This is a genomic window from Phenylobacterium sp. (assembly GCF_035276905.1).
Lineage (GTDB): Bacteria > Pseudomonadota > Alphaproteobacteria > Caulobacterales > Caulobacteraceae > Phenylobacterium.
The window spans coordinates 1-10,926 of sequence record NZ_DATELG010000388.1; the positions used below are offsets into that span (position 1 = coordinate 1).

Annotated in this window: 9 protein-coding genes; 7 read left to right on the plus strand and 2 right to left on the minus strand. The window is 71.8% G+C overall.

Going from position 1 to position 10,926, the window contains the following annotated elements:
* The first annotated feature begins 225 nt into the window (after nt 1-225).
* Genes cobT through VJS38_RS18585 form a run of 3 tightly spaced genes read left to right on the plus strand, consistent with a single transcriptional unit; the run spans nt 226 to nt 3,913 of the window.
* Complete coding sequence (cobT, locus tag VJS38_RS18575; RefSeq protein WP_324089638.1) at nt 226-2,175, plus strand: cobaltochelatase subunit CobT; 1,950 nt, start codon at nt 226-228, stop codon at nt 2,173-2,175.
* Nucleotides 2,172-3,152, plus strand: coding sequence for an esterase-like activity of phytase family protein (locus VJS38_RS18580; RefSeq protein ID WP_324089639.1), 981 nt, complete (start codon nt 2,172-2,174; stop codon nt 3,150-3,152). The genes cobT and VJS38_RS18580 overlap by 4 nt, the downstream gene beginning before the upstream one ends.
* A complete protein-coding gene (locus VJS38_RS18585) occupies nt 3,149-3,913 on the plus strand; it encodes a dienelactone hydrolase family protein (RefSeq protein ID WP_324089640.1) in 765 nt (254 codons plus the stop codon). The genes VJS38_RS18580 and VJS38_RS18585 overlap by 4 nt, the downstream gene beginning before the upstream one ends.
* A 146-nt stretch (nt 3,914-4,059) precedes the next feature.
* Here the strand turns inward: VJS38_RS18585 and rpmB are convergent, their stop codons facing one another.
* Together rpmB and VJS38_RS18595 are read right to left on the minus strand one after the other, a co-directional pair.
* Nucleotides 4,060-4,356: a 50S ribosomal protein L28 gene (gene rpmB, locus VJS38_RS18590; protein ID WP_324089641.1), complete on the minus strand. Its 297-nt coding sequence runs from the start codon at nt 4,354-4,356 to the stop codon at nt 4,060-4,062.
* Nucleotides 4,357-4,673: 317 nt separating this feature from the next.
* Complete coding sequence (locus tag VJS38_RS18595; protein ID WP_324089642.1) at nt 4,674-5,357, minus strand: M23 family metallopeptidase; 684 nt, start codon at nt 5,355-5,357, stop codon at nt 4,674-4,676.
* Between the two features lie 219 nt (nt 5,358-5,576).
* Between VJS38_RS18595 and VJS38_RS18600 the strand changes: the two genes are divergently transcribed.
* The 4 genes from VJS38_RS18600 to VJS38_RS18615 all read left to right on the plus strand — a co-directional run.
* Nucleotides 5,577-6,623 (plus strand): glycosyltransferase, encoded by a 1,047-nt coding sequence (locus VJS38_RS18600; RefSeq protein WP_324089643.1) that lies wholly within the window; start codon nt 5,577-5,579, stop codon nt 6,621-6,623.
* A 52-nt stretch (nt 6,624-6,675) separates the two neighbouring features.
* Complete coding sequence (gene mtnN, locus VJS38_RS18605) at nt 6,676-7,413, plus strand: 5'-methylthioadenosine/S-adenosylhomocysteine nucleosidase (RefSeq protein ID WP_324089644.1); 738 nt, start codon at nt 6,676-6,678, stop codon at nt 7,411-7,413.
* A 116-nt stretch (nt 7,414-7,529) separates the two neighbouring features.
* Entirely contained in the window at nt 7,530-9,053 is a 1,524-nt protein-coding gene (locus VJS38_RS18610) for a hypothetical protein (RefSeq protein ID WP_324089645.1), read from the plus strand.
* Nucleotides 9,054-9,122: 69 nt separating this feature from the next.
* The coding region (locus tag VJS38_RS18615) for a helicase-related protein (protein WP_324089646.1) at nt 9,123-10,926 on the plus strand (1,804 nt) is incomplete at its 3' end.

Sequence of the window (10,926 nt, forward strand, 5' to 3'; positions counted from 1 at the left end):
GTCCGACGAAGAACTGACCGGCCAGGGGCCGGTCGATTTCAGCCCCCGACCGTCGAAGCGACGGCTTTCCGTGTATTCCGTAGTTCCATACTGAAGCGCCCGGCGCCGCACCCGTTCGTGTGGTTCGTGTGGTTCGTGGACAAAATTCAGCACTGCGTCCGGCATCAATTCCGCACCGCAAATCCTTGCTTCATCGGGCCCGCGCCCTGATCTAAGACCGCACCGATGGCCAAGTCTCCCGAAAGCCCCGTCGAGCCCTTCAAGCGGGCGCTGGCGCATGCGGCGCGCTCGCTCGCCGAGACGCCGGACCTGGAGATCGTCTATTCCGGCGAGGGCCCCTCGCTCACCGGCAAGCGGGCGGTGCTGCCGCATCCGCCGCGCGACCTGACCGCCGCGGACGCGGCCCGCATCCGCGGCCTTGCCGACCAGATGGCGCTCAGGCTCGCCCACCACGACCCGGTCCAGCACGCCCGCAGCCGGCCGAGCTCGCCGCTGGGCCAGCCGGTCTACGACGCCATCGAGCAGGCCCGCGTCGAGGCGATCGGGGCCAATGCGCTGGGCGGGGTGCGCCAGAACATGAAGGCGCTGATCGACCAGGCCTGGGCCAAGCGGGTGGTCAACCAGGCCGAGGCCATGGCCAACCCGCCGATGGCTGAGGTGCTGTCGCTGCTGGTCCGCGAGCGGCTGACCGGCGAGCCGCCGCCGGCCGCGGCGGGGCCGCTGGTCGACCTGTTCCGCGCCGACATCGAGGGCAAGGCCGGCAGGGACCTCGACCAGCTGTTGGGCGCCATCGAGGACCAGAAGGCCTACGCCAAGATCTCCCGCGCCATCCTGCGCGACCTGCAGATGGCCGAGGACTCCAACGACCAGGCGGAGGACGCCGAGGACGACGAGGACGCCGGCGACAAAGGCGAGCCCGAGGCCAACGAGGAGAGCGACGACGGCGAGGGCGAGGGCCAGTCGCCCCAGGCGATGACGCCGGACGAGAGCGAGACCCAGCGCCAGGAAAGCGACGACACCGAGAGCCAGGCCATGGAGGCCGAGGCCGATCCGGACGCCGAGGAGGGCGAGGAGCCGCCGGAGATGGGCGAGGGCGAGCAGCCCGCCCGCGCGGAGCCGAAGGGCGAAGGCAAGCCCGTCACCTACAAGGTCTTCACCGCCGCCCACGACGAGATCGTCGCCGCCGAGGAGCTGTGCGACGCCGAAGAGCTGGGCCGCCTGCGCGCCTACCTCGACCAGCAGCTGGCCAGCCTGTCGAACGTCGTCTCGCGGCTGGCCAACCGGCTGCAGCGCAAGCTGCTCGCCCAGCAGAACCGCGCCTGGAGCTTCGACCTGGAGGAAGGCATCCTCGACGTCGCGCGCCTGACGCGGGTGATCACCGACCCGACCGCACCGCTGTCCTTCAAGGAGGAGGAGGACACCGAGTTCCGCGACACGGTCGTCACCATCCTGATCGACAACTCCGGCTCGATGCGCGGGCGGCCGATCATGGTGGCGGCGGTCTGCGCCGACATCCTGGCGCGCACGCTCGAGCGCTGCGGGGTCAAGACCGAGATCCTCGGCTTCACCACAAGGGCCTGGAAGGGCGGCCAGAGCCGGGAGGACTGGCTGAAGGCCGGCAAGCCGCCGCAGCCCGGCCGGCTGAACGACCTGCGCCACATCATCTACAAGGCCGCCGACGCCCCCTGGCGGCGGGCGCGCAAGAACCTCGGCCTGATGATGCGCGAGGGCCTGCTGAAGGAGAACATCGACGGCGAGGCGCTGCTCTGGGCGCACCATCGCCTGATCGGCCGGCCTGAGGCGCGGCGGATCCTGATGGTCATCTCCGACGGCGCGCCGGTCGACGACTCGACGCTGTCGGTGAACTCCGGCCACTACCTGGAGCGCCACCTGCGCGAGGTGATCGCCGAGATCGAGGCCAAGAGCCCGGTGCAGCTGATCGCCATCGGCATCGGCCATGACGTCACCCGCTACTACCGCCGCGCCGTCACCATCGTCGACGTCGAGCAGCTGGCGGGCGCGATCGTCGAGCAGCTGGCCGAGCTGTTCGAGGAGGAGCCGCGCAAGGCGAGCCGCGCCGCCCGCGGGCTCCTGCCCCCGCCGCCCACCACCCAGGGGCCCTCCGGCGGCATGCGGCGCTCGACCTTCAAGGAAGTGCGGAGGGCCGTGGGTTGAGGGCTCGGGCCGGTCTGGTCGCGGCCCTGGCGCTCGGCGCCTGCTCGGGCCAGCCGCCCCTTCCCGCCCATCCCCTTCCCGCCGGTCCGCAGATCGCCGTCCATGCGGCGCCCGTCCCCCTTTCCCCGGCCTTTCCTACGGCAAAAGCGCTTGGCGCCTTCGCCTACGCCGGCGGCGTGGAGCTGACCTCGGCCGACACCGCGCGCCTGCACGGCCTGTCGGACCTGAAGATCTGGCCGGACGGCCGGCTGCTGTCGATCGGCGACGAGGGCGACGTCTTCGAGGCCCGGATCGTCCTCGACGAGGCCGGCAGGCTCGCGGGCGTGACCGAAGGCAAGCTCTATCCGCTCACCGGCGAGGACGGCCAGCCGCTTTCGGCCCGCGGCAAGCGCGAGGCGGATTCCGAAGGCGTCGCCGAACTGGTCGACGGCGACCGGCTGGTCAGCCTGGAGCGCGACGACCGCATCCTGCTCTATCCGGCGACGGGCGGACCACCGCGGCGCGCACCCTCGCCGAACGTGGTCTTCCCCGAAAACCTCGGCATGGAGGCGCTGGCGCAGGATCCGGCGAGCGGCCCAGACGCCTACCTCGTCGGCGGCGAGGCCAGCGGCCAGACCTGGGTCTGCAGACTGTCCGCCGGCTGCCAGGACAGCTTCCTGGTCGCCAAGGATGAGGACTTCGGCCTGACGGCGCTCGCCCCCCTGCCGGGCGGCGGCCGCGCCTACCTGCTGCGGGCCTTCAGCGTGCTGAAGGGCGTGCGCATCATCCTGCGCGTGACCGGCCCCGACGGGGCCACGCTCGATGAGCTGAAGCTCTCGGCGCCCTACACCGTCGACAACTTCGAAGGCCTCGCGGCCCTGCCGCAGCCCGACGGAAGCATTCGCTTCTACCTGATCTCCGACGACAACTTTTCCAAGCTCCAGCGGACGCTGCTCCTGGCGTTCGACTGGCGCCCGCACGAAGGGAGAAAGCCATGAGCCGCCAGCAGGATGTGACCATCCCCACCCCCGACGGAGACGCCCGCGCCCACGTTTTCACCCCCGACGCCGGGGCCGGTCCCTGGCCGCCGGTGATCCTCTACATGGACGCGCTCGCCATCCGCCCGGCGATGTTCGAGATGGCCGAGCGGCTGGCGTCCAACGGCTACTACGTGCTGCTGCCCGACATGTTCTGGCGGCTGGGCCCCTATCCGCCGATGGTTCCGGCGGAGGTGCTGGGCGATCCCGAAAAGCGCGAGACGCTGTTCGGCAAGTTCATCGGCTCGACCAACCCCGAGCGGGCGATGAGCGACACCGGGGCCTTCCTCGACTGGCTGGCCAAGCAGCCGCAGGCCAAGGCCGGCAAGATCGGCGTCACCGGCTACTGCATGGGCGGAGCGCTTGCGCTGCGCGCGGCCGGGAACTTCCCCGACCGGGTCGCGGCGGCCGCCGCCTTCCACGCCGGCGGCGTGGTCACCGACCAGCCCGACAGTCCGCACCTGCTGGCGCCGAAGATGAAGGCCAAGGTGTTCGTCGGCGGCGCCGACCAGGACGCCTTCTTCACCGAACAGCACTTCGAGACCTTGAAGCAGGCCTTCGCCGACGCCGGCGTCGAGGGCGAGGTCACCATCTACCGCGGCGCCCTGCACGGCTACGCCCCACGCGACCTGCCGGTGTTCGACGTGGAGGCCAGCGAGCGCCACTGGCGCGACATGCTGGCGCTGTTCAATGGGTCGCTGAAGGCGCCTGTAGCGGCGTAGGCCGGCGACGCCCCCTCCGTCTCCACCGCCCCAGCTTCGCGGTGGAGCTGTCGCGAGGCGACTGGGGGGGCCGTTCGGCGTCTCCAAACACCAAAAAGGCCGCCCTTGCGGGCGGCCTTCTCGGAACGACACTCTGGAAAGAGCTTTTACGCCGCCGGCTGGGCCGAAAGCTTGGCCTTCACCTGGCGCTTGATCTTCAGCGCGCGGGGCGACAGCTCTTCGTCACGGGCCTTCAGCAGGAAGGCGTCGAGGCCGCCGCGGGCGTCGACGGTGCGCAGCGCCGCGTTGCGGACGCGCAGGCGGAACGCCTGGCCGAGCGCGTCGGACTGCAGGGTGACGGGCGCCAGCGCCGGCAGGAAGCGGCGCTTGGTCTTGATGTTCGAGTGGCTCACATTGTGGCCGACAAGCGGGCCGACACCCGTGAGTTCGCAGCGGCGCGACATGGCGAAAGAACCTTCGCGTAGGGAAAAAGGAAGCGACGAACCACGAGGCCCGCGCGGGAGCGGGCGATATAGAGGAAGGCGCCCCATGACGTCAAGGCGAGGCGCGCCGCGGCGAGCCGCCTCAGGCCGAACCATCGCCGCAGCCCGAGTCCACGCCGATTTGTGGGCGCCACCGACTCAACCTACCATATCTAGATTGGAACAAAGGCTGAATCGGCGACGGTCGCTGATTCGGACATGATTCGTTTCGCCGCTGTTCCGCGCGATCCCCAAAATGAGGGCGGCGTGAACCACGGGCCCGCCGCGGCCGGCGCGGATCAGCCCTTGGCGGCTTCGGACGCCGGCTCGTGGCGGGCGGTGATCAGGCGCGTGGCGTCGATGCGCGCACCGCGGTTGTCGATGATCTCCAGGTGCACATGGTCGGTCATGCCGCCGGGATACTTCTGCTCCAGCGTGTGGTGCACGCCGATCGGCTGGCCTACGTGCACCGCCTGACCGAGCTCCACCTGCGGGTCGATGTAGAAGACGCGGGCGGTGTAGCGCAGCGCCGGGTTGGTGATCTCGACGAACTTCAGCACATTGTCGCCCGGATAGGCGAAGCCGATCTTGCTGACGTAGCCGGAGATCGGGGCGACCAGCGGCTGTTCGGCCTCGGCCATGAAGTCGACGCCCTCGTGCCGGCGCGCCCCGCCGTCGCGCGACGCGCCGAATTCGCCGCAGCCGTAGGGGTCGGTCTTGCGGGTGTCGTGTCCGGTGGGGTTGGCGAAATCGGCCTGGCCGTCGCCATCGACGTCCGCGCCGCGCCAGACGAGCCGCTCGACCTGGGGCGCCGAAACCGATCGCGCCACGATCCTGGTCGCCAGCCTCCCGCCGGAGGCGTTCGCCTTGTGCGCCGCCGGCGCGGCCAAGGCCGCCGAGCCCGCCACCCCCAGGAGGAAGGCCGCCGCCAGCAGCCCCTTCCCCATCGACACGCGCGCGCCCGCCGAGGCCGCTTCCTCCATGCACAGACACCCTTTTCTCGATCGTCGCCCGCGCCGCGCCGGACTTTCGTCGCCGGCTTGAGCGGAGGGAGATGGTTAGCACCAGAACGAAAGGGCCGTTTTGCGGCGCAGCGTGGCCGTAAGGGCGCGACAGGTCGACACACCTTTGGAATCATCGTCCTGCGATAGGCTGGACGGCGCCAGGCCCGCGGCCGCCCCGGCAAGGAGACGAGGACGCCGATGACCCGCCTGGCCCTGGTGATGATCGCGCGCGACGAGGCGGCGGTGATCGGGCGCGCCCTTCAGAGCGCGCGGCCCTTCGTCGAGCGGATGATCGTGCTCGACACCGGCTCCGCCGACGAAACGCCCAGGATCGCCGGCGACCTCGGCGCCGAGGTCTACGCCTTCGCCTGGCGCGAGGACTTCTCGGCGGCGCGCAACGCCGCGCTGGCGCGCTCCGACGCCGCCTGGAACCTGGTGCTCGACGCCGACGAGTGGATCGAGAGCGCGCCCGGCGCCGCCCTCTCCGCCGACGTGCTGCCGGCCGAAGGCGGCGACTTCTTCGGCGTGGTGCGCCGGGACAGCGCGGTGGAGGACCGCGGCGGCGGCGGCCGGGCCCAGTGCTGGATCCCCCGCGTCCTGCCGCGCGGCGCCCGCTACGAGGGCCGCATCCACGAGCAGCCGGTCGGCGGCGCCCGCGAACTGAGGATGCCGCTGGTGCTGGGCCACGACGGCTTCCTGCCGCAGAGCCTGGCGCGCAAGGGCGACCGCAACGAGATCCTCCTGATGCAGGCGCTGGAGGAGGCGCCGGAAGACCCCTACCTCTGGTTCCATCTCGCCAAGGAGCATCAGGCGCGCGAGCGCACGGCCCAGGCGGCGCTGTGCTTCGCCGAGGCGCTCCGGCTGGCGCCGGCGGACGCGCCCTATCGCCATGCGCTGGTGGTGCGCGGCATCACCGCGCTGAAAGCCGCCGGGCGGCTGGACGAGGCGCTGGCGCTCGCCGACGCGGAAGTCTCGGCGTGGATGGACTCGCCGGACTTCTACTTCGCCGTCGGCGACCTCTATCTGGAATGCGCGAGCCACGCGCCCGACCGCGCTTTCAGCGACTTCCTGCCGATCGTCGAGTCCGCCTGGAAGCGCTGTCTGGAGATCGGCGAGCGCCCCGACCTCGACGGCTCCGTCGCCGGCCGCGGCGGCCGCATGGCGGCGCACAATCTGGCGGTCTTCTACGAGACCCTGGGCCGGGACGACCTCGCCGCCCGCTACAAGGCGCTCGCGGCGGCCTGAGCGGCTGGCGAAGGCGAAGCCGGCCGGTTAGCCTTGGGGCCGGAGGTGGGCCTTGTACGGAATCCTTTGCGCCACGACGGACGAGCTGGACGCGTTGCGGGCGCGGCTGGAGCTCGACGCGGAGCCCGAGACGCACGGGCCGACCCAGGTCTGGCGCGGCCGCCACGAAGGGCGCGACCTGGCGCTGGCGTTGAGCGGCATCGGCAAGGTGCACGCCGCGGCCGCGGCCACCGTGCTGATGAGCCTGTTCTCGCCGCGCGCGCTGATCTTCTCCGGCGTCGCCGGCGGCCTCGCCCCGGAGCTGCCGGTGGGCTCGGTGCTGCTGGCGGACCGGCTGGCGATCCACGACTACGGCCTGATGGCGGGCGGCCGCTTCACGCCGGTCGACTACGGGGTGATCCCGCCGGGCGCGCCCCGGCTGGCCAGCCTTCCCGCCGTCCCGCCGGAGGTCTGCGCCAATTTCGCCGCCCTCGCCCGGACAGTCGCGCCGGAGCTTAACGCGCCGGTGCGGCTGGGCGGGGTGATCACCGCCGACTACTTCCTCAATTGCGGCGCGACCCGCGAGCAGCTGCGCGCCGAGTTCGGCGCCGACGCCATCGACATGGAGTCCGGGGCGGTGAACCAGGTCGCCAAGGCCTGGGGCGCGCCGCTGTACGTGATCCGCACCCTCTCCGACCTCGCCGGCGAGGAGAGCCACGTCACCTATGGCGAGATGGTCGCGATGGCGGCGCACAATTCCGCGCTTTGCGTGGAAGCGCTGTTGCGCCTGTTGCACAGAGATGACGCTTAAGGCCCGTTCAACCGGATCGTGAAGGCCGGGCGGGTCGACGCGGCGCACGCACAGCGGGTAATTTGCGGCCTGTCGGGACATCGGCGGGACAAGGGTTCGAGACCAGGCTGTTGCGGATGCGCGAGCGAAACCAAGCATCGCCGCGGGCGTTGGCGATCGCCTGCGCCGCAGGCGCGAGCGTGCTGGTCGCCGTGCCTGCCGGGGCCGTCGCCCAGGCGGCCGGCGGCCCGTCCGCCGACGGCGCCCCGGTCAACGGCCCGCCGGTGATGCTCCAGCTCGACGACGCCCGCGTGGCCATCGAGCCCTATGTGGCCGCCTCCAGCCTGGGCAGCCGCGCCGAGCTCGCCGCCAGGCTCGGCAAGCTCGACACCTCGCTGAGCGCTTCCGTCGAACGCGGCGGCGGCGGCATGGCGACGCCGGAGTTCGCCTGGGGCGGGGTGCAGACTCCGGCCGCGTGGACCAGCAACGACGTCCAGCTGAAGGCCGGCTGGGCGCTCGTCGGCGACACCCAGCTCAATCTGGAGGCCGGCAGCAACGAGCGGCGGACCCGCAACTTCCCGAGCGCACTGAGCGCCGAAGGCGAGACCCAGCTGGCGATCGACCAGTCGAGCTTCTTGCGCGTGCATGGCGGCCTGCACGCGGGCCCCCTCGGCGCCCTGATCGGCGCGGAGACCTCCGTCACCGCGTTCGACACCCAGACCCCGGGCGCCGGCGCGGGCGACCGGCAATGGCTGACCACGCGCAAGCTCTTCGCCAACCTCGACTGGCGGCTGTCGCAGAGGCTGTCGCTGGAGGCCGGCCAGGCGGCCCAGAACCTGGTCGTCGGCTGGCGCGGCGCGAGCGACGTCAGCTCGCGGGCCAGCTACCTGACGCCGAGCGTGGCGCTGGCGCTCACCCCCTGGGACGGCGCGAGCTGGAAGCTGCAGGCCGAGCAGACGCTGACGCCGATCAACCCCGCCCAGTTCGCCGCCTACGCCCAGCTGGCGACGCCCGGAACCGGCACGGCTCCGCAGCCGGACCGCGGCTGGCGCTACGGCGTGCGGATGGAGCATCAGCTGTCGGGGGGCGTCGATCTGACGGCCCAGGTCAGCGACTGGCGCTACGCCAGCGTCACCGACCTTGGGCCGGTGGGCGGCGGCGAGGCGCCGGTCAGCATCGGCCCGGGCGCCCGGCAGGAGCTCGACCTCGACCTCAAGGCGCCGCTGGCTCCGATCGGCCTGAACGGGACGACGCTGGCGGGTGCGGTGAGCCTGCGCAACTCCCAGGTGTCGGACCCCTTCACCGGCCGGCGGCGCGCCTTCTCCGGGGAGTCGCCCTACCGCGCCGAGCTGCGGCTGAGCGGCTCAGCGCCGGTCTCGGCCCTGACCTGGACCCTGGTGGCCAGCGCCGACGGGCCGCAGAACCTCTATCAGATGAGCCAGGTCACCAACCTCGGGGCGACCGCGGGCCTTGGCGGGGCGCTGACTTATGGCGCGGGGCCGGTGCAGTTCAGCCTGCAGCTCGACAATGTGATCGGCGGCTCGCGACAGGTGACGACCTACAGCTACATCGGCTCGCGGACCGACGGCTCCCTGGGCGAGATCGACCGCCGGGCCGACGACGCCCGGGCGGTGCGGTTTTCGTTGAAGCGGGGATATTGACCCTTCCCTCCCCTTTATCGGCGGGAAAGCCTCCTTGCCCGACTCTGCGGCGCCCCCCACCTTAGTTTCATGAGCGACCGCCCTTCCGGCGCGGCTCCGTCCAGGCTCGTGGCGGTGCTGGGTCCGACGAACACCGGCAAGACTCACCTCGCCGTCGAGCGGATGCTGGGGCACGCGTCCGGCATGATCGGCCTGCCGCTCCGGCTCCTGGCCCGCGAGATCTACGACCGCATCGTCAAGCTGAGAGGCGCCCGCTCCGTCGCCCTGATCACCGGCGAGGAGAAGATCATCCCGCCCCGGGCGGTCTATTTCGTCTGCACCGTCGAGGCCATGCCGCTGTCGCGCCAGGTCGAATTCCTGGCGGTCGACGAGATCCAGCTGTGCGCTGATCCCGAGCGCGGCCATGTCTTCACCCACCGCCTGCTGCACGCGCGGGGGACCTGCGAGACCATGCTGCTGGGCGCGGCCACGGTCGCTCCGCTCGTGCGGCGCCTGTTGCCGCACGCCGAGATCGTCGGCCGCGAGCGCTTCTCGCGCCTGACCTATTCGGGCCCCAAGAAGCTCACCCGCCTGCCGCGGCGCAGCGCCGTGGTCGCCTTCAGCGCCGACCAGGTCTACGCCATCGCCGAGCTGATCCGCCGCCAGCGCGGCGGGGCGGCGGTGGTGATGGGCAGCTTGAGCCCCCGCACCCGCAACGCCCAGGTCGCCCTCTACCAGTCCGGCGAGGTCGACTTCCTGGTGGCGACCGACGCCATTGGCATGGGCCTGAACATGGACGTCGACCACGTGGCCTTCGCGGGCTTGCGCAAGTTCGACGGCCGGCGCACGCGCTTCCTCTATCCGCAAGAGGTCGGACAGATCGCCGGCCGCGCCGGCCGCTTCCAGCGCGACGGGACGTTCGGGGTCACCGGCGAGGCCGAGGACATGGATCCCGACCTCGTCGAGGCCGTCGAGCAGCACCACTTCCAGCCGGTCGCGGCCGCGGAGTGGCGCAACTCGAAGCTCGACTTCACCTCGCTCCCCCACCTGATGCGCTCGCTGGCCCAGCCGCCGGAGCGCGAGGGGCTGACGCTCGCCGCCGAGGCGCTTGACGAGACGACGCTGCGCCAGCTGGCCGCCGATCCGGAGGTGGTCGAACGCGCCCGCGACCGGGCGAGCGTGACGCGGCTGTGGGACGTCTGTCAGACGCCGGATTTTCGCAAGCTGGCTGCAGATGACCATGCGCGGCTGGTGAAGGACTTTTTCTTCCATCTGACCGGCAGCCGCCGGCGGGCGCCCGAGGATTGGATCGCCCGCCAGTACGCGGCCCTCGACCGCACCGACGGCGAGATCGACGCGCTGGCGGCCAGGCTGGCCAGCGTCAGGACGCTGGCCTACGTCGCCAACCGCCCGGACTGGCTGGCCGACGCCCAGACCTGGCAGGGCCAGACGCGCGCGCTGGAGGACCGCCTCTCCGACACCCTGCACGAGAAGCTGATGGCCCGCTTCGTCGACCGGCGGACCAGCGCGCTGATGCGCGGCCTGCGCGTGCGCGAGGACATGCTGGCCGGCGTCGCCGCCGACGGGGCGGTCACCGTCGAGGGCCACTACGTCGGCCGCCTGAGCGGCGTCCAGTTCGAGGCCGCCCAAGGCGCCTCGCTGCTGGAGCAGAAGGCGCTGCGCGCGGCGGCGACCCACGCCGTCGGCCCGGAGATCGCCCGGCGCCTCGGCAGGCTGGCGGCCGAGCCCAACGAGGCCTTCGCCCTCACCCCCGACGGCGTCGTCCTATGGCGCGGCGAGGCGGCGGGCGTGCTGGCGGGCGGCCAGCTCTTTTCGCCGCGGGTGCGGCTGTTCGGCGAGCTCGGCCACGACGCGGCCCGCCAGCGGGCGGCGC

Bases quoted from the DNA above. Each gene is read 5' to 3' on its own strand.
- VJS38_RS18585 (WP_324089640.1), top strand. From the start codon at position 3,149: ATGAGCCGCCAGCAGGATGTGACCATCCCCACCCCCGACGGAGACGCC.
- VJS38_RS18595 (WP_324089642.1), bottom strand. From the start codon at position 5,357: ATGGAGGAAGCGGCCTCGGCGGGCGCGCGCGTGTCGATGGGGAAGGGG.
- VJS38_RS18600 (WP_324089643.1), top strand. From the start codon at position 5,577: ATGACCCGCCTGGCCCTGGTGATGATCGCGCGCGACGAGGCGGCGGTG.
- cobT (WP_324089638.1), top strand. From the start codon at position 226: ATGGCCAAGTCTCCCGAAAGCCCCGTCGAGCCCTTCAAGCGGGCGCTG.
- rpmB (WP_324089641.1), bottom strand. From the start codon at position 4,356: ATGTCGCGCCGCTGCGAACTCACGGGTGTCGGCCCGCTTGTCGGCCAC.
- VJS38_RS18610 (WP_324089645.1), top strand. From the start codon at position 7,530: ATGCGCGAGCGAAACCAAGCATCGCCGCGGGCGTTGGCGATCGCCTGC.